Source organism: Bacillus cereus group sp. BfR-BA-01330, assembly GCF_022663885.1.
Classification (GTDB): Bacteria; Bacillota; Bacilli; order Bacillales; family Bacillaceae_G; genus Bacillus_A; species Bacillus_A cereus.
This window is the reverse complement of record NZ_JAKUGK010000002.1, coordinates 192,350-215,720: the sequence shown is the minus strand read 5'-3', so window position 1 is coordinate 215,720 and position 23,371 is coordinate 192,350. Positions and strand designations below refer to the sequence as shown.

The window sequence follows — 23,371 nt, the reverse complement described above, 5'->3', positions numbered from 1 at the left end:
ACCTCCTAAATCCACATTTTTATGCGTGTAACGCTCTTCCATCTACAGCAAGTGCTGCTTCACCAATCGCCTCAGATAATGATGGATGCGGATGAATTGTATGTGCTACTTCCCAAGGTGTTGCATCAAGTACTCTTGCAAGACCCGCTTCAGAAATCATATCTGTTACATGCGGTCCAATCATATGAACACCAAGAATGTCATTTGTCTCTTCATCAACTACAAGTTTTACGAAACCATCTGATTCTCCGTATACAAGTGCTTTTCCGATTGCGCGGAATGAGAACTTACCTACTTTTAACTTATAGCCTTTTTCTTTCGCTTCTTGTTCTGTTAAACCGACAGAAGCAACTTCCGGACTGCTATATACGCATTTTGATACCATAGAGTAATCGATTGGTGTAACTTCTTTCCCTGCAATATGTTCTACTGCAGCAATTCCTTCGTGAGAAGCAACGTGAGCGAGTTGCAGGCCACCGATTACATCTCCAATTGCGTAAATATGCGATTCTTTCGTTTGATAAAACTCATTTGTTTGAATGTATCCTTTTTCCACAACGATATCTGTATTCTCTAAGCCAATATTTTGCGTATTCGCTTGTCTTCCTACAGATACAAGCATTTTTTCTGCTTTAAATTCTTTATTTTCACCGTTGTGTTCAGCTTGGATTGTTACTCCATTATCTTTTACCAATGTTTCTGGTAATACTTTTGCACCAGTTACCACTTTAATACCTTTTTTCTTGAATAGACGTTGCATTTCTTTTGAAACGTCTTGATCTTCTAGTGGTAATATCGTTTTCGCATACTCTAATACTGTAACTTCTACACCGAAGTCAGCAAGCATAGATGCCCACTCAATACCGATTACACCGCCACCAACGATAATAATCGAACTAGGAAGCGTTTCCATTTTTAGAGCATGATCTGAAGACATTACGTACTCTCCGTCTAATTCTAAACCTGGTAATGAATTTGGACGAGAACCTGTTGCAATAAGTACATTTTTTGGAATTAACATTTCATTCTCTTCTCCACTTGCAAGTTCAACTGAAATTGTCCCTGGCATCGGAGAGAAAATAGATGGGCCAAGAATACGGCCAATACCTTCAAACACATCAATTTTACCTTGTTTCATTAAATGTTGAACGCCTTTATGAAGCTGCGTTACTATCTTCTCTTTACGCTCTTGTACTTTCGCAAAGTTTAGTTCTACATTGCTTGCAATAACTCCGAACTCTTCGCTTTTTTTAGCAGTTGCATATACTTCCGCACTACGTAAAAGAGCTTTACTAGGAATACATCCTTTGTGTAAACAAGTACCACCAAGATTTTCTTTTTCGACTAGTGCAGTTTTTAACCCTAGTTGTGATGCACGAATTGCAGCAACATATCCACCAGTACCGCCGCCAACGATGACTAAATCATATTCTTTTGCCATTATCTCAACCCCTAGCTACCGTTTCTTTTTCACGTACAACGTATTCTTTTGGAGCTTCTTCTTCACGTAATACACGAAGTGCTCCTTCTGCTAACGCTTCTAACTCATCTTCGCCTGGATGTACGATAACATCTGCAATCCAGTCCACTCGCTCTTTTATTTCATCGACAAGAATTTTACTGTATGCCAGTCCACCAGTTAATACGATTGCATCGATTTTCCCGTGAAGTACAGCGCTAGCTCCGCCAATCTCTTTTGCAACTTGATATGCCATTGCTTTATAAATAAGAGTTGCTTCAGGATCACCTTTTTCAACCATTTGCTCTACTTTAATCGCATCATTTGTACCGATTAAACTTACAAGTCCACCTTGTCCGACAAGTTTTTTAATCATTTCATCACGGTAATACTCACCAGAGAAACACATTTCTACTAGTTGCCCTACTGGTACTGTACCAGCGCGCTCTGGACTAAATGGTCCTTCTCCGTTTAAACCGTTATTCACATCGATTACTCTTCCTTTTTTATGAGCACCAACTGTAATACCGCCACCCATATGTGTAACTAATAAATTTAAATCCTCGTATTTGTGATTTAACTGTTCAGCTACTTTACGAGCAACTGCTTTTTGATTTAATGCATGGAAGATACTTTTGCGTTCCATACCAGCAATGCCACTTATACGAGCAACCGGCTCCATCTCATCTACAACGACAGGATCTACAATGAATGCAGGAATGTTTAATCCAGAAGCAATTTCATATGCTAAAATGCCTCCAAGGTTTGAAGCGTGATGACCGCTAAAGCCATTTTTCAAATCTTCTAACATCGCATCGTTTACTGTATACGTACCGCCTTCGATTGGACGAAGTAATCCACCACGCCCACAAACAGCGTTTAATTTTGAAATGTTAATACCATGAGAATGTAGAACTTCTAAAATCGTTTCTTTTCGAAACTCATATTGGTCGATAATTCTCTTATATTTTCCAATCTGTTCTACGTCATGACGAATCGTTTCTTCTAGAACGGGTCTTTCATTATCAAAAACACCAATTTTTGTGGATGTACTACCTGGGTTAATAACAAGAATTCGATTTACAGACAATGTTGCTACCTCCACTAATAAATTCAAAAGGAAGTGGAAACCTCATAAGAGGTAACCACACCTTTTGTAAAAGTTATATATGAATGATTAGCGACGGCTAATAATATCGTGACCGTTGCGTAAGTAAGTGCTACGAGAATTCTTCAAGCTTGCAATGCGCTCTTCAGCTAGACGATCTGCCGCTACATAAGTTGCTATGCCATCGCGTTTTGAAATTTCGATTACTTTTGCAATCGTGTCATAAATAGACTCAACACGTTTTAGTGCACGTTCTCTATTGTATCCATATAATTCGTCTGCTACGTTAATTACGCCACCTGCATTAATTACATAATCTGGTGCGTATACAATACCCATTTCATGAATGATGTCACCATGACGATCTTCTTTTAATTGGTTATTTGCAGAACCTGCGATTACTTTTGCTTTAAGTTGTGGAATAGTTTCATCATTAACTGTTGCGCCTAGTGCACATGGTGCGTAAATATCGCATTCAACACCGTAAATTTCATTTGGTTCAACTGCTGATGCACCGAATTCTTCTACAGCACGTTGTACAGCTTCTTTATTAATATCTGTAACGATTAATTTTGCTCCTTCAGCGTGTAAATGTTTGCATAGGTGATATGCTACGTTACCAACGCCTTGAACAGCAATTACTTTTCCTTCTAAATTGTCAGTACCGAAAGCTTCTTTTGCAGCTGCTTTCATACCACGGTAAACACCGTATGCAGTTACCGGAGATGGGTTACCAGAAGAACCGAATGATGGTGAGATACCTGTTACAAAGTCAGTTTCTTCATGGATAATATCCATATCATCTACTGTTGTACCAACATCTTCAGCTGTAATGTAACGTCCGTTTAGTCCTTGGATATAACGTCCTAGTGCACGGAACATTGCTTCGCTCTTATCTTTACGAGGATCACCGATAATTACTGTTTTCGCACCACCTAAGTTTAAACCAGCTGCTGCGTTTTTGTATGTCATCCCTTTTGCAAGACGCAATGCATCTTCAATCGCCGCTTCTTCAGAATCATATGTCCACATTCTTGTTCCACCAAGAGCCGGTCCAAGTGTTGTATCATGAATTGCAATAATTGCTTTTAAACCAGATTCTTTATCTTGACAAAATACTACTTGCTCATAATCATATTTTTCTAAGTATTCGAAGATTTCTAATGTCATTGTCGTTTCCCCCTAATGTTTTACCCTTTTTGGTTTATTTTGAAGCAGTCGCAACTGCCAATGCTAATGAATATACTTTTGTTTCTGCTGAATCAGCACGAGATGTTAAAACGATCGGTGCTTTTGCGCCAGCAATCATTGCTCCTACTTTTGCATCCGCAAAGTATACGAGTGATTTATATAGCACATTTCCAGCTTCAATCGTTGGGACGAGTAAAATATCTGCCTTACCTGCTACATCACTTACTATGCCTTTATGCTCTGCTGCAATTTGTGATACTGCATTATCTAAAGCAAGTGGTCCATCAACGATACAATCTTTAATTTGTCCGCGGCGATTCATTTGTGTTAACATCGCTGCATCAATTGTCGCCTGCATCGCTGGATTCACAACTTCTACTGCTGCAATTGGTGCCACTTTTGGCAAGTCGATTCCTATTGCCCGGGCAACTTCTACAGTATTTTGTATAATAGCAGCTTTTTGTGTTACATCAGGTGCGATGTTCATCGCTGCATCTGTAACGAAAATAAGACGATCGTAATTTGGAACTTCAAATGCTGCTACATGTGAAAGTACGCTACCTTTACGTAGGCCCCACTCTTTGTTTAACACAGCCTTCAAAATATTCGCTGTTGGGATGTTCCCCTTCATAAGCACGTCTGCTTCACCATTTCTCACAGCTTTAACAGAAAGTTCTGCAGCCTCTGCACTAGACATTGCTGCAATCACTTGAACATGTTCTGAAGTTTGTAAACCATGTTCTTGTAGCATCCCCATTATTTTTTCTTGATTTCCATATAGACGAAATTGAGCTAACTGTAATTTAATTGCTTTCGCTACAGCTTCAATTACTTCATGATCTTCAGCTACTGCTACAGCTACAGTTTTTTTAGGCTGCCCTGCTGCTTGATCAATTAAGTATTCTAACTTCATATTTTGTAATCAACCCTTTCCGTCGTCCCTCGTCTATTTATAAAGCAAATACCGTGCCAACTTTTAAAAGTGGTCTTACCAATAATGAAAACGCATTCAAAATGCAGTAAAATCAATACTTTGGAAAATAACAAAAGATTCTGTCTTATTTTGTCGCTTTTTGTATACCATGCAATAAATTGCACGGTACGCAATTTATTGCATGCTATTTTTTGCATGGTCATACTTTTCTAGCTTGTAATATAAATTTCGAACGGAAATTCCTAACGCTTTTGCAGTTTGCGTTTTATTCCCATCAAATCTCTCCAAATATTCATGAATAATATTCCCTTCAAACTCTGTCACTAAATGTTCAAGTGGCTTTTCTTCTAATTCAGGTAATAAATGAGATTGCTTTGACTCCACCTGCTCTTCGTTATGTAATGGCGGTAAATGGTGTACATCAATATAGGTCTCGTTATAATTCATAAAGATAATAGCTCTTCCCAGAATATTTTCAAGTTCCCTCACATTCCCTGGCCATTCGTATGATTGTAAATATAAAATGGCTGAATCAGTGAGCCCTTCTACATTACGACCGTAATCTTGATTAATTTTTTGAATCAATCTGTCCGCAATTGTCGGTATATCTCCTTTACGTTGACGAAGAGATGGAATTTGAATTGGGATTTTATTTAATCGATAATATAAATCCTCCCTAAACTTCCCTTCTAGAATAGCCTTTTCTAAATTCACATGCGTCGCTGCAATTACTCGAACATTAATAGGTATCGCTTTCGTTCCACCAACTTTTACAATTTCTTTTTCCTGCAGTACACGAAGGAGTTTCGCTTGTGTATTTGCAGATAACTCCCCTATTTCATCTAAAAAAATACTACCGTTATTTGCTTCCTCAAAGAACCCACGTTTCCCGCCTCTTTTCGCTCCAGAAAACGCCCCTTCCTCATAACCAAATAATTCACTTTCTAACAACGTCTCCGAAATGGCCGCACAGTTTACACGGACGAACTTATTGTATTTTCGATTACTTCCATTATGGATTGCATGTGCAAACAATTCTTTACCAGTCCCAGATTCACCGCGTAACAGCACTGTTGCTGGTGTATTTGCTCCTAGCTTCGCCTGTTCGATAGCTGCCGTTGTTTCATCTGAATTCCCGACAATATCATCAAATGAATATTTCGCTTCTAATGTGCGAATAATTTGCCTTGCTCTATTCAATTCATTTGTTAACTTTTGAATTTCCGACACGTCACGGATAACGCCGACGCTTCCTTTCAATATTCCATCCACAATGACTGGTGCCACGTTTACAATTACATCGCGCTTTTTTTGCCCAATCTTCATATGTATTCCGCGCACCGCACGACGCGTTCGAAGTACTTTCATATGCATACTTTCGCCTTCTACAATATCAGTTGTAGCAGGCTTCCCAATAATATCTTCTTCTGTTAAACCCGTTAATTTCGTATATGCCGGGTTAATGACTAAACCTCTTCCTTTTTCATCCACAACCGAAATTGCTTCTTCAGATGAGTTAATAATTGCCTCTAATAGTGTTTGAATCTCCTTTAAATCTGTAACTTCTTCCGCTAAATCTACAACTTCTGTTATATCTTTAAAAATTGCAAATGCCCCTTGTACCTCTCCGCCCTCTTTTAATATCGGTATACGCGTTGTAATAATTTTCTTTCCATTCTCTAATGTTAGTTCATAATTTACTTCTATTTGTTTCGTACGTATAATGCGAAGTAATTTACTAGTTGGAATGACTTCTAAAATATATTTTCCTATCGCCTCTTCTTTTTTATATCCGATAATACGCTCTGCACTTTTATTAAAAAGACGAACTTGTCCCTCTCGATCAATTACGATCATGCCGTCATGTGTAGAATTTAAAATTAATTCTCCTTGTTGCGTTTGTTCCTCTAATCGCCCAATCAGCCCTTCCTTCTCATGCGCTAATCCTGTAACAATTTTTGCGATATCACCTGGTATAAGAAGAGTGTCTTTTTTCTTTTTTTCCAATAAAACCTTATGCACATCATCTTCACCTGTCATATCAAATATTACATCGATATGCATAGAAAGAAATGGAGTTACACTTTCTCCAATTGCAATCCCGTATTCCTTAGCAATTTGTAGTCCTTTTGCCAACGGATTTATATCAATAATCCCTATAATTTGAAATATATTCGAACTTTGTAACAGATTCAGCAGTGCGCTCCCGCCTTCACCTGCACCAACAATTAATACTTTTTGTTTCATATATCCCACTTCCTCTCGAAGTAACTCTGCAAATTTTTTCACACCTTTATCTTACTCGTTCAGCACCCTCTTGACAAACCCCCTTTTCTTATAACATCATTAAAATATACGAAATAATCTGAAAAGGAGCGTTATGTATGCAGCGTTACGTTGCTCTACTATTAGCACTCATCCCTATTTCATTAGCTGTGTTTGGTATAAAGTTAATGAGAGATACTGTATTCGGGATTCTATTTCCACCAATCTCTATACTGTGGTTACAATTTTTAATCGGCGCTCTCTGCTTCGGGCTCGGGTTTTATATCTTCGGTGGCTTCGTCTTGCACCGAGACCGTAAACGAAATAAAGTACAAGCTCGCTTTAGAAGATAGGAATGCCCCACTATTTATAAATAAAAAAATGAGACCGTTACACGCGGTCTCATTTTTTTATTGGCATTAACGTTCTGGCCGTTTCAGGGTAATCAGTAATAATCGCCGATATATTCATATCAAAATATTTACGCATAAGCGTTTCTTCATTAATTGTATAAGGGCGAACCTCTACACCACTTTCCATCGTTAGTTCGGCAATAGCATCTTGAAGGTAACGATAATTCGGATGTACTGCTGTAGCGCCCATTTTTTTCGCGTATGCCCACGGACTATGCAAACCTTCGCGATATAAAATTGCTGTTTGAATATCAGGAGCCATCATATGGCACCGTTTCATACTGTAGTGATTAAACGAAGAAAATATAACACGATCCTCTAGACTAAATTTCCGTACAAGCGTTATAACTTCTTCCTCTAAACCTCTGTATGGAATTTTATTATTTTTAAGTTCAATATTAAGTAGCAAACTCGTTTGTGCAAGCCATTCTAATACCTCTTCTAAAAGTGGTATTTTACAAAAACCTACTTTATCACCAAATTTATAACTTGCATCTAACTTGCATAAGTCCTCATATACATAATTCCGAACCGCACCTTTTCCATTTGTTGTCCGGTCCACCGTTTCATCATGAATGACGACAACTTTTCCGTCTTTCGTTAATTGAACATCAAGTTCAATTCCATCCGCTCTAAAAGACTCAGCCGCTTCAAATGAAATCATTGTATTTTCTGGGTACGTTCCAGCCGCACCACGATGTGCAAATATAAGAGTCATCCTCACTCCCCCAATCTTATGCTATACTATACGAAAAAGGAGGTACTTCTATGAGACCATTACAAATCTCTCCAGATACTGCAGTCCGCTTATCAAAAGCACTAGGTGTTCCACTTGAACAACTCATGCATATGCCGCAGCACATTTTAATTCAAAAGCTAGTTGAATTAGAAAAACAAAATAAAGACGAAGAATAATACAGTCCTGTTTTGCAGGACTTTTTATTATTTTCTATTATATCACGGATGCCTTTCCTACTAAAATCCTTTAACAGATGTACTACGATGTGATTTAGCCGTTCCTTCATCATTTAATAATGAATCACATCTTTTCTTTTTTTGTTACACGTCATAAAGAAAGCAGACCATTTATTTATAAGTCCCATTACGTCCTTAAAACACGATAATAAAAAAACTAGAGAAGTCCTTTATATTATTTTTTATTGAACGTGCGGAGCATCCCCTGATTCGTATAGTTCTTTCGCTTTTTCCTCCCCGAATGTAGTTAAAATATAATGTTGCTCTTCTAATGCATCCATTGCTCTAGTTACTTTACAAACGCTATCTTCTTGAGCATCCGAGAAATAATTGTGATCTTCTACAATTTTACTAAAATCTTTTTTTGCCCATCTATCAGCAATTGCTAAAAGTTCATTTTTCTTCGTAAAGCTACTCTTATTTATAATTTCTTTTAATTTTTTAGCATTACTTTGAATCATTGGGATAGAGCCCGATTTTCGTTCTGCCACCACTTTTTGATGAGTCATGCGATGCATCGCTGTAATGACTTCGCTTTCAGTAGAATTTTCAGTAACATACACATCAACAAAGACCCCATCCACCTCTCTACCTACTATTGTTTGGTCTTCTTTTTTATCTATTTGAGCGCTCACTTCTTTATCTACTGGATTATCTGCAAGTTCTAACATTCCAAATGTAACTGCAATAGCAAGAACTCCCATAGCTGCTACTATCCCTAGCCAAGTTGAAATTTTATTTTCCATTCCCCTTCTCCCTATCTATATCTATTTTATTGCCTTATAAAAAACTCACTTACATGTAATATTACTGAAAATAGGTTTTATTTTCCACACTATCAAATAATCTCTTTTTCTCAACAAAATAAAAAGACCAACGAATTATAACATTCATTGGTCTTTCATTAAAAAGTTTATTGGCTTTAAAATTAACATCGAGCATAGCGTTCCAGCATACATCGGTTTTACTAAAACGAAAACCCATTGCTACTTCTACTCTCAGCTAGCTTTATGTTCAAGTCTCAGCTTATCCGCAACCATTGCGATAAACTCAGAGTTCGTAGGTTTTGCTTTTGACATGGATACTGTATAACCGAATAAGGACGAAATAGAATCAATATTCCCACGGCTCCAAGCTACTTCAATCGCGTGACGAATTGCGCGCTCCACACGGCTTGCTGTTGTATTATATTTCTTTGCGATATCTGGATACAATACTTTCGTAATCGATCCTAATAATTCGATATCGTTGTATACCATGGAGATTGCTTCTCGTAAATACATATATCCTTTAATATGAGCGGGTACACCAATTTCATGAATGATACTCGTAATACTCGCATCTAAGTTTTTCGGTTTTCCATCTACTGTTGTTGCTGATCGGAATGATGGTAGTGGACGTTTAATCATAGCGTTTGCTTTACCACTCACTTGACGAATATGACTCGTTAAATTCTCCATATCAAATGGTTTTAATATGAAATATGAGGCACCTAAGTCAACTGCTTTTTTCGTCACATCTTCTTGGCCAAATGCTGTCAACATAATTACGCTAGGCTGTTTTAACCTTTCAATATGTCGCATTTTCTCCAATACAGCTAAACCATCTAAGTGTGGCATAATAATGTCTAAAACGAGTACATCAGGTTGCTTATCTGTTAATAAGTTTAAACACTCTTGACCATTATAAGCAGTACCGATTACTTCCATATCATCTTGAGCGGCTACATAGCTCTCTAACATTGATACTAGTTCTTTATTATCATCCACAAGACATACTTTAATTTTCTCCACAGCTTTTCCTCCCTTACCGAATCGATTCTCCGACATGTGTATCCTTCTAGGCTACATGAATTGTTCGACAATTGTGTGAAAATTCCCTTTTAAAGTTTCTTACTTTCCGATAAAATCACAAAAAAATATGTTTATCGTTCATTTATTCCCTTTCGCAACACATTCCATCATAGAAATACAACGAAACGTTCAACCCTTTCCTTTTATTTTACAACAAAAAACACCTCTTGCGGAGCTTTTACAAAATTTCAACGAATTTTTCAACAGAAAAAGCGAGCTAATAATATATATTAGCTCGCTTTTTTCTCTTGATCATAAATATTAATTCCAGCTTGATGTAACATCCATTCAATATGAACACCATATCCTGATGTTGGATCATTTACAAATACATGTGTAACAGCACCAATTACTTTTCCATTTTGTACAATTGGACTTCCGCTCATTCCTTGTACGATACCGCCCGTTTTCGCTAATAGACGTTTATCTGTTACTTTTATTACCATACCCTTTGTGGCTGGGAATTTTTGCTGCACTGTACTAACGACTTCAATATCAAACGCTTCTACTTTATCTTGATCAATAACTGTTAATATTTTTGCCGGTCCTTCTTTTACTTGATGAGATAATGCGATAGGCATTGCTTTATCCATTATCCCGTTTTTCATATTCGTATTTAATTTTCCAAAAATACCATATGGACTATTAATTGTAATATTGCCAATCACTTCACGGTCTGGTGAGAATCTTGCTAATTTCTCCCCTGGATTCCCATGACTACCTCTTTCAATTGATGTAACTGTCGAGCGCATAATTTGTCCATCTTCGACTTGAATCGGCTTTTTCGTATCATTATCAGAAATAACATGACCAAGTGCCCCATATTTCATAGAATCTGGATGAACAAATGTCATCGTTCCAATTCCAGCTGCCGAATCACGGATATACAAGCCAATTCGATAAGACGATTCACCGTTGTCTTTTTGTGGAGTTAGCTTCGTACGAATATATTTTCCATCTCTTAACAATACAAGATTAAGCGGTTCACCTGTTTCTCCACTATTATGAATAAACGGTGCTACATCACTCATTCTTTCAATTGTTTTACCATTAATTTCAGTAATCATATCTCCAATTTGTACACCTGCTGTTTCACCAGGAGATATTTTACCTTTTTCAGTTTGAATTAAATGATGGCCTACAACAAGTACACCTTTTGTATTTAATTTCACACCAATTGATTGTCCACCTGGAATCACTTTAAAATCTTTTAACACTTTCACATTTACTTTTTTTACTGGAAAACCAGCAAGCTGAAATACCATATCAGCTTCACCATTTTGATGAGAATTTACCATAAGTCCTTGTTTTTGTTCATTCGAACTCACTGTAAATACATGACGATTTGTGGATGAAGCTTTGAAAACTGGTAATGATGATATTTCTGATTGTTGTCCTTCAAAAACAACAAGTTGTTTCGGTGATGAAATAAACGTTCGAAGCGGTTTAAAACATCCAATAAAAACTAAAGAAACAAGGAGACAAAGACCTATTATTTTTCGAAATTTTTCTAATTTCAACTTGTTCACTCTCCTCGCTCCTACCCCACATTCAGCCTCTTGGCTTCACTTTTTAATCTCTCCTTGCAGTGCTTTATTTATAACCGGAAGAATTAAGAAATCGTCATTTGAGAAAAAAAGCTATCCATTACTGGATAGCCTCTGCTGTCTGTTTAAAATGATGCGCTTGCGTAAGTAATTCTTTCGCATGCTCTGTCGTTAAATCTGTGATTTCCACACCAGAAATCATTCGAGCTATTTCTGTTACTTTATCCTCCATAGTTAAAACAGTAACCGATGTAATTGTCCGATCATTCGCTACTTGTTTTCGAATAAATAAATGTGAATCTGCCATTGAAGCTACTTGAGGTAAGTGCGTAATACAAAGTACTTGCGAGTTTACTGATACTCGATAAATTTTTTCCGCAATAGCCTGTGCGACCCGGCCACTTACACCCGTATCCACTTCATCAAAAATAACAGATGCAACCCCTTGATGCTTAGAAAAAATGCTTTTTAAAGCTAAAATGATACGAGATAACTCTCCGCCAGATGCAACCTTTGAAAGTGGTTTTAGCGGCTCTCCTGGGTTCGTTGAAATATAAAATTCCACATGATCGTAACCATCCGCCGTAAGTCTTACCGGCGCACCTTCCACAAGGGGCTCTTCTACATTTCCTTCTCTCTTCATAATTCTCACTTCAAATTTCGTTTTTTCCATATATAATTCTTTTAATTCCTGATGAATTGCATTTGTAAGGTGTTCTGCAAGCTCATGACGCATATTACTTAACAACGTTGCTTCTTTCAGAATAACACTTTCTAATTCCTTCAACTGTTTCTTCGTCGTTTCAATATGAACGTCTTTATTTTCAATCGTAAAAATTTCCTGTTCAATTTTATCAGCATACGCTAAAATCTCTTCTACAGTATTTCCATATTTTCTCTTTAGCATACGAATTTCATTCAAACGTGTTTCGATTTCATCTAAACGATTTGGATCATATTCCATCATATCGAGCTTTTCTCTCAGTTGATAGGCAACCTCTTCTAATAAGTAATAGCTATTTGCAATTGAATCATGATTCTCCTGATACACTTCATCTAAATGTGTAATACTTTCCATTTGCCCCATTGCACTTCTTACATTATCTAACCCTTGTCCGTCGGCACTTAACGAACGATATGCATCACCTAACGCTTTATAAATCTTTTCAAAATTAGAAATTTGCAATCGTTCCTCAGTTAATTCATTTTCTTCATCCATCTTTAAATCCGCCTTGCGAATTTCTTCATGCTGAAATTGAATTAAATCTAAGCGATGTGCCATTTGTTGCTCATTTTCACTTAACGATTTCAATTGTTTTTTTAATTTTTCATAGTCAGCGTATACGTTTTGATATATGTCTAATTGTTTAACGATTCGATCCCCATCAAAGTGATCAAGCATAAACAGATGTCGTTCTTCATTCATTAAATCTTGCGTTTCGTGCTGTCCATGAATATCAACAAGTGTTTTCCCAATTTCTTTTAATATGCTAAGTGTAACAAGCTTCCCATTTACACGACATACACTCTTCCCGTTCGCAGCAATATCACGCTTTAAAATAATCATGCCATCTTCTATTTCTATATCTAACTCTTCTGCCTTTTCAATACATGGATGCTTCTCATCTTCAACATAAAATAGCCCTTCAATCTCAGCCTTCTCTGTTCCATATCGAACAAATTCTGCTGACCCACGGCCACCTACAAGTAAACTAATTGCATCAATAATAATCGATTTTCCGGCCCCTGTTTCACCGCTTAAAACCGTTAAACCTTTTTGAAAAGAAATATTTAATGCTTCAATAATAGCAAAGTTTCTAATCGATAATTCCGATAACAATGCCCCATTCACCTCGTTATAAAATAATCCCTTACTAAAGGATTTTCTCAGTTCTTCATTCAAATAATCATGCTATATATTTGTATGTATATACTCTTCTAACCCGCTTCATTGTACCAAACATTTGTTTTACGGGTCAATCCATCTATTTTCTAACTTTATGCAAACAAAATATTATATTACAATTGAAAATTCATATTTTTAACCAATAAAAATATCTTGTTCACTTTCCACTTTACGATGGAAAGCAAACAAGATTTTTTGTTACAACATATTTAAGAAACGATCAGAGACAACACCTGTATCGTCAGGTGTACGGCAAATAATTAAGCAAGTATCATCACCACAGATGGTTCCGATGATCTCATCCCACTCTAAATGATCAATAAGTGCTCCAAGTGAATGAGCGTTACCAGGCAATGTTTTTAGCACAAGCATATGTCCTGCCGTGTCTAATTTTACAAATGAATCCACTAGATTTCGTTTTAATTTTTGTAACGGGTTAAATCGTTGATCTGCTGGCAAGCTATATTTATAGCGCCCATCATGTAATGGCACCTTCACTAAGTGCAGTTCTTTAATATCGCGCGATACTGTTGCTTGCGTTACATTAAATCCCTCATTACGTAAAATATCAACTAATTCATCTTGTGTTTCAATTTCTTTGTTTGCAATAATTTCCCTGATTTTAATATGGCGCTGACCTTTATTCATACATTTGCACCTCACACTATCTCTTACCATAGTTTAAACATTGGTATACTTCACTTATTTATGTTAACTTATAATTCGTTTCTTGTACACAATTGTTTTTACAATCATTATACAATTACAGCAAAAAGAGGAACAACATATGTTATTCCCCTTTCCCTTTTTGTTTTAGAACTTCATGCGCTTCTGTAACAACTTGCTCTATAGAAATCGGAGAATGATTTTCGCCATTCTCACGTTCACCATGCCATTTCAGATGAATTAAAAATTCAATATTACCATCCCCACCCGTAATTGGTGAGAATGTTAAACCTTCCACATCATAGCCTTCTTTTAAAGCAAACTCGACAATCATTTCTACAACAGCTTCATGTACTTTTCTATCACGAACGATACCTTTTTTCCCAACTTGCTCTCTTCCAGCTTCAAACTGCGGTTTAATTAACGCTGCTACATCTCCGTTAGGCATAAGCATTGTTTTTAAAACTGGCAGTATAAGCTTCAATGATATAAATGAAACATCAATACTTGCAAATTGAGGTAAACCACGTTCTAAGTCTGCTGGTGTCACGTAACGGAAGTTTGTTCGTTCCATTACAACAACACGCTCATCTTGACGTAATTTCCACGCTAGTTGATTGTATCCTACATCTAATGCATAAGATAATTTCGCTCCATTTTGAAGCGCGCAATCTGTAAAGCCACCAGTTGATGAACCAATATCTATCATAACTTTATCTTGTAAATCAAGATGAAATGTCTCTAATGCCTTTTCAAGTTTATAACCACCACGACTTACATACGGCATAACTTGTCCCTTCACCGTAATCTCAGTATCTTGCGAGATTTTCTCTCCTGGCTTATCAAGTCTCATCTCATTTGCATATACGAGTCCGGCCATAATGGCGCGCTTTGCTTTCTCACGCGTTTCTATAAGTCCTCGCTCTACTAATAGTACATCTACTCTTTCTTTTTTTACGCTCATTTGTTACGCCCTTTTTTGTTTTGATGGAATCATTGTATGAATACGGTCTACAACAGCATCTGTCGTTAAACCAATTTCTTCTAATAATTTTGTTACACTTCCGTGCTCTATGAAGCGATCTGGAATACCCATTCGTTCAACTAATGCACTATGGTAACCATTTTCAGATGCAAATTCAACTACTCCTGTTCCAAAACCACCGATTAAACAAGCTTCTTCAATCGTTAAAATCGGTATATTCTTTCCTAGAAGATCATGTAAATATGCTTCATCCATTGGTTTAATAAAGCGAGCATTCACTACTTTCACTGAAACCCCAGCTTTTTCAAGACGCTCAGCTGCTTCCATTGCCATTGGTATTGTCGTACCAAACGTTAAAATAGCTGCTTGTGTACCCTCTTTTAACGTCTCCCACGTACCGATTGGAATCGCCTTTAATTCTTCATCCATATGAACGCCAAGTCCATTACCGCGCGCATAACGCAATGCGATTGGTCCATCTTCATATTGCATCGCCGTATAAACTAAATGTTGCCCTTCATTTTCATCTTTCGGCATCATAAGCACCATATTCGGCAAGTGACGTAAGAATGAGATATCAAATACGCCTTGATGCGTTTCACCATCTGCTCCTACTAATCCCGAACGATCTATTCCGATGAAAACATTTAAATTTTGGCGGCATATATCATGAACAACTTGGTCATATGCTCTTTGTAAAAATGTTGAATAAATCGCTAAGAATGGCTTCATTCCTTGCGTTGCCATACCTGCTGCCATTGTTGTAGCATGCTGTTCTGCAATACCTACATCAATCATACGATCTGGGAATTCTTTTTGGAATTTCTCAAGTTTTGATCCAACAGGCATTGCAGGTGTAATTGCTACGATACGCTCATCTGCTCTCGCTAGCTTAAGTACTGTTTCACTAACGACAGCACTCCATGCTGGTGCAACTTCTTTCGGCTTAACGAAGTCACCTGATTCAATTTTATAAGGTCCTGTTCCATGCCAAGTTCCAATAACGTCACTCTCAGCCGGTTTATAACCTTTTCCTTTTTTCGTAATAACATGAACGAGTACTGGGCCTTTTGTTTTCTTTGCATATTGCAACGTTTCGAATAACTTTTCATAATCATGCCCATCGACTGGACCTAAATATGTAAAGCCTAACTCTTCGAAAAAGACACCAGATACTAGTAAATATTTAAGACTATCTTTTATTTTCTCTGCTGTCGCAGCCACTTTCCCGCCAACTGCTGGGATTTTCTTTAATATATACTCTAATTCATCTTTTACCCAGTGATATTTTCCTGCGGTACGTAAACGACCGAGCACATTATGAAGCGCACCAACGTTTGGTGCAATTGACATTTCATTATCATTCAAAATAACAATCATGTCTGTTTTTTCATGTCCAATATGGTTCAATGCCTCTAAAGCCATTCCGCCTGTTAAAGCACCATCTCCAATAATTGGTATAACATATTCTTTCGTTTTCTTTAAATCACGTGCCAGAGCCATTCCCATTGCAGCCGATAACGAAGTCGAACTATGACCAGTTTCCCATACATCGTGCTCACTCTCACAACGTTTCGGGAAACCACATAGACCTTGATATTGCCTTAATGTACCAAACTCTTTCGCGCGTCCAGTTAAAATTTTATGTACATAGGATTGATGTCCTACATCCCATAAAAATTTATCTTGCGGGCTATCAAATAATTTATGCAGAGCAATTGTGAGTTCTACTACACCTAAATTAGGTGCAATATGTCCACCTGTTTGAGAGAGCTCTTCAATTAAAAACTTACGAATATCCTCACTCAATCCCTCTAGTTCACTGATAGACATATCTTTCAAAAAACTAGGGTTTTGAATTTGCGTTAGATCCACACGGATCACTCACTTTCATTTCATAATCTGTCAACATGTCAAATATTATAAAAAACATTTACACAAAACAAGAAATTCTCTTTTCTATTTTTCGTCTTGTCCCGCTATTAACCAGTCTATTGCGCCTTAATCCTATTATAAACCATATTTCTTTAGGCGATGAAAAAAATAGCCGCTAACACGAAGTGATAACGGCAATGTAATCTACATATATTTTTGCCAATAACAAGAAAAGAAAAACCTTTTCCTACATTTATATCATAAAATGATGAATGACTCAACAAATGAAAACGCTGTTATATTAGTTATTACGTTTTGCAATCAAATCGCAAATAGATAGTAAATATTCATCTTGTAATTGCAAGGAGCTAATCGCACCTTTTGCTTCTGCAATTGTTTCTTCTAAAATCTCCTTTGCTCTATCTACAGTAAACAACGTCGTATATGTGCTCTTTTCATTAGAAAGATCGCTACCAATCGGTTTTCCAATCTCTTCTTCAGTTCCTTCCACATCTAAAATATCATCTCGAATTTGGAAAGCTAGACCGATATATTTGGCAAACGTAAGCAACTTTTCTTCTTGCTCTTCTGTCGCATCAGAAAGTATCGCACCCGCAAGTACAGCAAATTCAAGTAGTTTTCCGGTCTTATGTTTATGGATGTACTCCAATTCATCAATCGTAAGGCGTTTCCCTTCCGCTTCCATATCTGCCACTTGTCCGCCAACCATTCCTTCTGGTCCTGCTGCTTTTGCGAGTTCAAGTACAAGTCTTACTTTTTTTTCAGCAGAAATTTCTTTTTGCTCATATGCCATAATAACTTGAAAAGCATATGTCAATAAGCCATCTCCTGCTAAAACTGCCATCGCTTCACCAAATACTTTGTGATTTGTGGGCTTTCCTCTTCTTAAATCATCATCATCCATACAAGGTAAATCATCATGAACTAACGAATATGTATGAATCATTTCAAGAGCACAAGCTGCACCTACTCCAAGATTTCTTTCTTTCCCAAACGCTTGTAATGTTGCAAACAAAAGTAACGGGCGGAGACGTTTTCCACCCGCTTCCAAAGAATATGCCATCGCTTCACGAAGTACATTTGGACATTGTAATCCATTTGCATAGCTTACAAGTTTTTCTTCTACGAAAGTTTTACTTTCTTTCAAAAAAGTATCAAAAGCAATCGTCACTATGCTTCATCTCCTAAAGCAGTAAACGGTTCAAGCTCTCCATCTTCCCCAAGAATAACTGCCATTTGTTCTTGTACATTCTTCAGCTTCTCATCACAAAGCTTAGATAATTCCATACCTTCTTTAAAATAAGAAATCGCTTCTTCTAAAGGTACGTCACCTTGTTCTAGCTTAGAAACAAGATGCTCAAGTTGCGAAATTGCCTCTTCAAAGCTTAATTTATTTTCCATTATTCAATTCACGCTCCTCTATGCCTGATACGCTACAATCTAGTATTCCATCTTGTAATTGAACTGAAACAGCATCTCCAAGGCTTACATCTTTCACACTTTTTAACACTTGCTTCTCTTCATCATATACAAGCCCGTACCCTCTCATCATTACTTTAAGCGGACTTAATGCTTCAAGTTTTTGAGCAGCTCTTACAAAGGCAAATTCTTTCGTTTGAAGTAACGTTTGCATTTCACGTTGTAATTGCTTTTGCAACGTTTCCACAGCTACCTTCGTTTGCATAATTTTTTGAGATGGGTGGTGCTTCTCTAAATAAAATGAAAGTTGCTTTAACTGATTCACCTTTTTATCAATATAGCGCTCTTTCGCTAAAACAAGCTGTTCTAGCGCTCTATCTAATTGCTCTTCCTTTTGCTCATATACTTGTCTTGGATAACGGAACGCATACGATTTTTGCAACACTTGTAGTTTTTCTTCTTTTTTATGTACTAACTCTCTCATCGCTCTTTGCAATCTCAGAGTTCTTTGTAATACCTTTTCTTGTAACTCTATAATATTAGGTGCTGCCAGCTCAGCTGCTGCGGTCGGTGTTGGCGCGCGTAAATCTGCAACAAAATCTGCAATTGTAAAATCTGTTTCATGGCCTACTGCCGAAATAATAGGAATTTCACTCTTAAAGATTGCTCTTGCAACCATTTCCTCATTGAAAGCCCATAATTCCTCAATAGAACCTCCACCACGACCAACGATTAGTACATCTATCTCTCCCATTTCATTCGCTGTACGAATCGCTTGTACAATCGAGGGAGCCGCTGACTCCCCTTGTACAAGTACCGGAAATACAATAACATTCCCAATTGGATAACGACGTTTAATCGTTGTTATAATATCACGAATCGCTGCTCCTGTTGGCGACGTAATCACACCTATTGTTTTAGCGTAAGGAGGAATCGCTTTTTTATAAACTTGAGAAAAAAGTCCTTCCTCTTCTAAACGAACTTTTAACTGTTCGTACGCTAAATGTAAATTTCCGACTCCGTCAGGCTGCATGTCTTGAATATAAATTTGATAAGAACCACTCGCCTCGTAAACAGAGATTTTTCCTTTCACGAGTACCTTCATCCCATTTTCAGGTTTGAATTTAATATTACGATTATGGCCCGCAAACATAACCGCTGCGATTCTTGCATTTTCATCTTTCAATGTAAAATACATGTGGCCACGGCTATGATTTTTAAAGTTGGAAATTTCACCTTTTAACCAAACAGACTGCAAATGCGGATCATATTCTATTTTTGTTTTTATATAGCGTGTTAACGCTGTAACGGTTAAATATTGCTTCTCCATTTCTCTCTCCTCATAGCCGACTCAAATTATTTACAAACGACACCTGCACGTTTGGCAGATTCAACAGTATTATGAAGAAGCATTGTGATTGTCATTGGACCAACACCCTTTGGCACAGGTGTAATGTAACCCGCAACATCTAACACGTTGTCAAAGTCAACATCACCACAAAGTTTTCCTGTTTCTAAACGGTTAACACCAACGTCAATTACAACCGCCCCTTCTTTAATATAATCCGCTGTTATCATTTTAGGTCGTCCAACAGCTACGATTAAAATATCAGCTAACTTCGATAACTCTTTCATATTTTGCGTCTTAGAATGACAATATGTGACAGTAGCATTTTCATTTAAAAACAATTGCCCCACTGGTTTACCGACAATATTACTTCTTCCAATTACTACTACATGTTTTCCAGAAATATCAAGATTTGTTTCTTTTACTAATTCTACAATACCATGCGGTGTACATGGAAGGAATGTATCTTGTCCCGTCATCATACGTCCCACGCTGATTGGGTGAAATCCGTCTACATCCTTTTCTGGTGAAATTCTTTCAATGATAGCTTTTTCTTCAATATGTTTTGGTAAAGGTAATTGCACTAATATGCCATTAATACGGTCATCGCCATTTAAGCGATCGATTTCAGCAAGCAAACGTTCCTCAGTAATTGTTTCAGGAAGTTCAATTAGCTCTGAGTAAATCCCTACTTGTTCACAGCCTTTTTCTTTTCCTTTCACATAAGAACGAGATGCTGGATCTTCTCCAACTAAAATAACTGCTAATCCTGGTACAATACCTTGCTCTTTCAACTTCACAACTTCTTCTGTTAATTGTGCTCGTTTTTTCTCCGCAACTTCATTTCCTTTGATGATTACTGCTACCATTTTAAGATTCCCCCTTAAAGAATTTACAGTGTATCTTTTATATTAGATAAAACGCCGTTAATAAAACGACGAGATTCCTCATCCCCAAATGTTTTAGCAATTTCAATTGCTTCGTTAATTGTTACGTTGTGTGGAATTTCTTCCATGTATTTCATTTCATACACAGCTACACGTAAAATACTGCGATCAACAATACTAATACGCTCAAGCTTCCACTTTTTTAAATTTTGACGAATCGCTTCATCGATTGCTTCTTTATTTTCTACAAAACCTACTACAAGTGACTCTAGAAACTCATTTGTTTCTTCGCCTTCATCTAGCGTGTTTTCCACTGCTACTTTCGGTTCTAATTCACCTGTAATATCCATTTGGTATAATGCTTGCATTGCTCTTTCTCTAGCCGTCCTACGTTTCATTGTAACTCTCCTTTATGCTTCAAGTCTTTCCTTATACTTTGTTATATTATTATAATTTATAAGCCGTCAATTCACTTACTCTTACAGTTTTCATTGATTTTCCAACCTTATAATACAATGATAATAACACAATTTATCGTTTCACACACGGGTTACAAGGCTGAAAAATAATAAAAAGATTAACTTCAAGTTCCATATCTTATCACAATGTACGTTTTTTGGAAAAACGACACATTTTCTTGTTTATTTCTTATTTTTTGAAATAGTATAATAATTAGAGGGTTGTAATTTGTGAAGAAATGAAACGATAAAAAAGATGCCTATGTTACTAGGCACCTTTTCATTCTTACACTGGTTCGATTTCTGTTTTTTGTGTTTCGAATGTTACGCCAACGATGTGAACATTCACTTCTTTTGGCTCAAGTCCTGTCATTGTAAAGAGTGCTTGGCGAATATTGTCTTGAATCTTTTGTGCAACAACTGGAATTGCTACACCAAAATACATTACAACATAAAGGTCAACGATAATATCTTCGTTTGCTAATTCAACCTTTACACCTTTACCATGATTTTTCTTACCTAACTTCTCAACAACATCTGTAGCAAAATTACCGCGCATTGCCGCTACACCTTCTACTTCAGCAGCTGCAATACCTGCAATTACTTCAATTACTTCTGGTGCAATTTCTACTTTACCAAGAGTTGTATCTTGACCCATATCTAACATATGTTCAGCCATGAAAAAAACCTCCTTTAATGTATCACTGCGTCACAAGTTCATGCTCTTCCAAAAATTTCGTATTAAACTCACCTTTTACAAAATCAGGATGATCTAGCAATTGCAAATGGAACGGGATTGTTGTATGTACGCCTTCAATGACAAATTCACTAAGTGCGCGCTTCATTTTTGCAATTGCCTCTTCACGTGTTTTTCCGTGAACAATTAATTTAGCAACCATCGAATCATAGAAAGGTGGGATTGAATATCCCGGATATACAGCTGAATCGACGCGAATACCAAATCCTCCTGGTGGTAAGTACATTTCTACTTTACCTGGAGATGGCATAAATTTTTTGGCAGGGTTTTCCGCATTAATTCGACATTCAATTGCCCAACCATTAAATTGTACTTCTTCTTGCTGTAACGATAACTTTTCTCCTGAAGCAACAAGAATTTGTTCTTTAATTAAGTCCATTCCTGTTACCATTTCAGTAACCGGATGCTCAACCTGAATTCTCGTATTCATCTCCATGAAGTAAAAGGTTTTCGTTTTATATTCATAAATAAACTCAACCGTACCAGCACCTGTATAATCAACCGCTACCGCCGCTTTAACTGCCGCTTCACCCATCTGCTTGCGAATCTCTTCATCAAGTGCAGGTGATGGACTTTCTTCTAATAGTTTTTGCAAACGGCGCTGAATTGTACAATCACGCTCTCCTAAATGAATGGCATTTCCGTGTGTATCTGCCATTATTTGAATCTCAACATGGCGGAAATCTTCAACGTACTTTTCTAAGTATACACCAGGGTTCCCAAAAGCGGTACTAGCTTCTTGCTGTGTAATTTGAATTCCTTTTATAAGCTCTTCTTCATGGCGTGCAACACGAATACCTTTTCCACCGCCACCTGCAGTCGCTTTAATAATAACTGGATATCCAATTTGATTAGCAAGCTCAATCGCTTCTTCGGTATTTTTAATAATCCCTTGTGAACCTGGTACAATCGGAACCCCTGCTTCTTTCATTGTATCACGAGCAACGTCTTTTGTGCCCATCTTTGAAATAGCTTCTGGACTTGGACCGATAAAAATCAAGTTACATTCACGGCATAACTCTGCGAAATCTGCATTCTCTGCTAAAAATCCGTATCCCGGATGAATAGCATCGCAGCCTGTTAACTTCGCAACGCTAATAATGTTTGTCAAATTTAAATAGCTTTCTTTCGAAATCGTTGGTCCTACACAATACGCCTCGTCTGCAATCTGTACGTGAAGTGACTCTTTATCTGCTTCTGAATAAATTGCAACTGTTTCAATATCCATTTCTTTACAAGCACGAATAATTCGTACAGCAATTTCCCCACGATTGGCTATTAATACTTTTTTTATCATCACAAAG

General features: G+C 37.1%; 22 protein-coding genes. 2 read left to right on the top strand and 20 right to left on the bottom strand.

All coding sequences use genetic code 11. The annotated features are described in order from the left end of the window. Window positions 1-19 precede the first annotated feature (19 nt). From lpdA to MR112_RS06900, 5 genes are all read right to left on the bottom strand, one after another. On the bottom strand, window positions 20-1,441 hold the full coding sequence (gene lpdA / locus MR112_RS06920; RefSeq protein ID WP_001051289.1) for a dihydrolipoyl dehydrogenase: 1,422 nt from the start codon (window positions 1,439-1,441) through the stop codon (window positions 20-22). Between the two features lie 4 nt (window positions 1,442-1,445). Then, the gene (gene buk, locus MR112_RS06915; RefSeq protein ID WP_000115781.1) at window positions 1,446-2,549 is read right to left on the bottom strand and encodes a butyrate kinase; all 1,104 of its coding nucleotides are present in this window, start codon (window positions 2,547-2,549) and stop codon (window positions 1,446-1,448) included. An 87-nt stretch (window positions 2,550-2,636) separates the two neighbouring features. Then, window positions 2,637-3,737 (bottom strand): leucine dehydrogenase, encoded by a 1,101-nt coding sequence (locus MR112_RS06910; RefSeq protein ID WP_000171355.1) that lies wholly within the window; start codon window positions 3,735-3,737, stop codon window positions 2,637-2,639. 34 nt (window positions 3,738-3,771) lie between these two features. Next, complete coding sequence (gene yqiS, locus MR112_RS06905) at window positions 3,772-4,671, bottom strand: phosphate butyryltransferase (protein WP_000764678.1); 900 nt, start codon at window positions 4,669-4,671, stop codon at window positions 3,772-3,774. Window positions 4,672-4,866: 195 nt separating this feature from the next. Further along, a complete protein-coding gene (locus MR112_RS06900) occupies window positions 4,867-6,939 on the bottom strand; it encodes a sigma-54 interaction domain-containing protein (RefSeq protein WP_033666632.1) in 2,073 nt (690 codons plus the stop codon). Between the two features lie 137 nt (window positions 6,940-7,076). On the opposite strand from MR112_RS06900, the gene MR112_RS06895 reads away from it, so the two are divergent. Then, the gene (locus MR112_RS06895; protein WP_001190211.1) at window positions 7,077-7,310 is read left to right on the top strand and encodes a DUF2627 domain-containing protein; all 234 of its coding nucleotides are present in this window, start codon (window positions 7,077-7,079) and stop codon (window positions 7,308-7,310) included. Window positions 7,311-7,359: 49 nt separating this feature from the next. On the opposite strand, the gene MR112_RS06890 is transcribed toward MR112_RS06895, so the two are convergent. Next, window positions 7,360-8,088: a glycerophosphodiester phosphodiesterase gene (locus tag MR112_RS06890; RefSeq protein ID WP_000172575.1), complete on the bottom strand. Its 729-nt coding sequence runs from the start codon at window positions 8,086-8,088 to the stop codon at window positions 7,360-7,362. Window positions 8,089-8,138: 50 nt separating this feature from the next. On the opposite strand from MR112_RS06890, the gene MR112_RS06885 reads away from it, so the two are divergent. Beyond that, window positions 8,139-8,285, top strand: a complete 147-nt coding sequence (locus MR112_RS06885) for a YycC family protein (protein ID WP_001247671.1) — start codon at window positions 8,139-8,141, stop codon at window positions 8,283-8,285. Window positions 8,286-8,527: 242 nt separating this feature from the next. Here MR112_RS06885 and MR112_RS06880 read toward each other — a convergent pair whose 3' ends face one another. The 14 genes from MR112_RS06880 to accC form a co-directional block, all read right to left on the bottom strand. Continuing rightward, window positions 8,528-9,091, bottom strand: coding sequence for a PRK06770 family protein (locus MR112_RS06880; protein WP_000428229.1), 564 nt, complete (start codon window positions 9,089-9,091; stop codon window positions 8,528-8,530). Between the two features lie 252 nt (window positions 9,092-9,343). After that, window positions 9,344-10,138 carry a sporulation transcription factor Spo0A gene (gene spo0A / locus MR112_RS06875; RefSeq protein ID WP_011110369.1) on the bottom strand — a complete coding sequence of 265 codons (795 nt, stop codon included), beginning with the start codon at window positions 10,136-10,138 and terminating at the stop codon, window positions 9,344-9,346. A gap of 290 nt (window positions 10,139-10,428) precedes the next feature. Continuing rightward, a complete protein-coding gene (gene spoIVB, locus MR112_RS06870) occupies window positions 10,429-11,727 on the bottom strand; it encodes a SpoIVB peptidase (protein WP_002000940.1) in 1,299 nt (432 codons plus the stop codon). A 118-nt stretch (window positions 11,728-11,845) separates the two neighbouring features. Then, a complete protein-coding gene (recN, locus tag MR112_RS06865; RefSeq protein ID WP_000947768.1) occupies window positions 11,846-13,585 on the bottom strand; it encodes a DNA repair protein RecN in 1,740 nt (579 codons plus the stop codon). A gap of 264 nt (window positions 13,586-13,849) precedes the next feature. Further along, window positions 13,850-14,299, bottom strand: a complete 450-nt coding sequence (argR, locus tag MR112_RS06860) for an arginine repressor ArgR (protein WP_001032580.1) — start codon at window positions 14,297-14,299, stop codon at window positions 13,850-13,852. Between the two features lie 142 nt (window positions 14,300-14,441). Further along, the gene (locus MR112_RS06855) at window positions 14,442-15,281 is read right to left on the bottom strand and encodes a TlyA family rRNA (cytidine-2'-O)-methyltransferase (protein WP_000111875.1); all 840 of its coding nucleotides are present in this window, start codon (window positions 15,279-15,281) and stop codon (window positions 14,442-14,444) included. Window positions 15,282-15,284: 3 nt separating this feature from the next. Beyond that, entirely contained in the window at window positions 15,285-17,177 is a 1,893-nt protein-coding gene (gene dxs, locus MR112_RS06850) for a 1-deoxy-D-xylulose-5-phosphate synthase (RefSeq protein WP_000366452.1), read from the bottom strand. Between the two features lie 301 nt (window positions 17,178-17,478). Next, a complete protein-coding gene (ispA, locus tag MR112_RS06845) occupies window positions 17,479-18,369 on the bottom strand; it encodes a (2E,6E)-farnesyl diphosphate synthase (protein ID WP_000150381.1) in 891 nt (296 codons plus the stop codon). Then, the gene (gene xseB, locus MR112_RS06840; protein ID WP_000428423.1) at window positions 18,369-18,599 is read right to left on the bottom strand and encodes an exodeoxyribonuclease VII small subunit; all 231 of its coding nucleotides are present in this window, start codon (window positions 18,597-18,599) and stop codon (window positions 18,369-18,371) included. The genes ispA and xseB overlap by 1 nt, the downstream gene beginning before the upstream one ends. Then, window positions 18,589-19,947: an exodeoxyribonuclease VII large subunit gene (gene xseA, locus MR112_RS06835; RefSeq protein WP_000415249.1), complete on the bottom strand. Its 1,359-nt coding sequence runs from the start codon at window positions 19,945-19,947 to the stop codon at window positions 18,589-18,591. The genes xseB and xseA overlap by 11 nt, the downstream gene beginning before the upstream one ends. A gap of 26 nt (window positions 19,948-19,973) precedes the next feature. After that, on the bottom strand, window positions 19,974-20,834 hold the full coding sequence (folD, locus tag MR112_RS06830; protein ID WP_000226732.1) for a bifunctional methylenetetrahydrofolate dehydrogenase/methenyltetrahydrofolate cyclohydrolase FolD: 861 nt from the start codon (window positions 20,832-20,834) through the stop codon (window positions 19,974-19,976). Between the two features lie 23 nt (window positions 20,835-20,857). Next, entirely contained in the window at window positions 20,858-21,250 is a 393-nt protein-coding gene (nusB, locus tag MR112_RS06825) for a N utilization substance protein NusB (RefSeq protein ID WP_000830247.1), read from the bottom strand. Window positions 21,251-21,596: 346 nt separating this feature from the next. Continuing rightward, on the bottom strand, window positions 21,597-21,989 hold the full coding sequence (locus MR112_RS06820) for an Asp23/Gls24 family envelope stress response protein (protein WP_000807630.1): 393 nt from the start codon (window positions 21,987-21,989) through the stop codon (window positions 21,597-21,599). 22 nt (window positions 21,990-22,011) lie between these two features. Further along, entirely contained in the window at window positions 22,012-23,364 is a 1,353-nt protein-coding gene (gene accC / locus MR112_RS06815; protein WP_000592871.1) for an acetyl-CoA carboxylase biotin carboxylase subunit, read from the bottom strand. Window positions 23,365-23,371: the final 7 nt, after the last annotated feature.

Excerpts from the sequence above, each read along its gene's own strand:
- folD (WP_000226732.1), bottom strand. The coding sequence starts at position 20,834 with ATGGTAGCAGTAATCATCAAAGGAAATGAAGTTGCGGAGAAAAAACGA.
- argR (WP_001032580.1), bottom strand. The coding sequence starts at position 14,299 with ATGAATAAAGGTCAGCGCCATATTAAAATCAGGGAAATTATTGCAAAC.
- yqiS (WP_000764678.1), bottom strand. The coding sequence starts at position 4,671 with ATGAAGTTAGAATACTTAATTGATCAAGCAGCAGGGCAGCCTAAAAAA.
- MR112_RS06880 (WP_000428229.1), bottom strand. The coding sequence starts at position 9,091 with ATGGAAAATAAAATTTCAACTTGGCTAGGGATAGTAGCAGCTATGGGA.
- MR112_RS06910 (WP_000171355.1), bottom strand. The coding sequence starts at position 3,737 with ATGACATTAGAAATCTTCGAATACTTAGAAAAATATGATTATGAGCAA.
- MR112_RS06855 (WP_000111875.1), bottom strand. The coding sequence starts at position 15,281 with ATGAGCGTAAAAAAAGAAAGAGTAGATGTACTATTAGTAGAGCGAGGA.
- accC (WP_000592871.1), bottom strand. The coding sequence starts at position 23,364 with ATGATAAAAAAAGTATTAATAGCCAATCGTGGGGAAATTGCTGTACGA.
- MR112_RS06890 (WP_000172575.1), bottom strand. The coding sequence starts at position 8,088 with ATGACTCTTATATTTGCACATCGTGGTGCGGCTGGAACGTACCCAGAA.
- MR112_RS06820 (WP_000807630.1), bottom strand. The coding sequence starts at position 21,989 with ATGGCTGAACATATGTTAGATATGGGTCAAGATACAACTCTTGGTAAA.
- xseB (WP_000428423.1), bottom strand. The coding sequence starts at position 18,599 with ATGGAAAATAAATTAAGCTTTGAAGAGGCAATTTCGCAACTTGAGCAT.
- MR112_RS06900 (WP_033666632.1), bottom strand. The coding sequence starts at position 6,939 with ATGAAACAAAAAGTATTAATTGTTGGTGCAGGTGAAGGCGGGAGCGCA.
- lpdA (WP_001051289.1), bottom strand. The coding sequence starts at position 1,441 with ATGGCAAAAGAATATGATTTAGTCATCGTTGGCGGCGGTACTGGTGGA.
- MR112_RS06885 (WP_001247671.1), top strand. The coding sequence starts at position 8,139 with ATGAGACCATTACAAATCTCTCCAGATACTGCAGTCCGCTTATCAAAA.
- nusB (WP_000830247.1), bottom strand. The coding sequence starts at position 21,250 with ATGAAACGTAGGACGGCTAGAGAAAGAGCAATGCAAGCATTATACCAA.
- MR112_RS06895 (WP_001190211.1), top strand. The coding sequence starts at position 7,077 with ATGCAGCGTTACGTTGCTCTACTATTAGCACTCATCCCTATTTCATTA.
- xseA (WP_000415249.1), bottom strand. The coding sequence starts at position 19,947 with ATGGAGAAGCAATATTTAACCGTTACAGCGTTAACACGCTATATAAAA.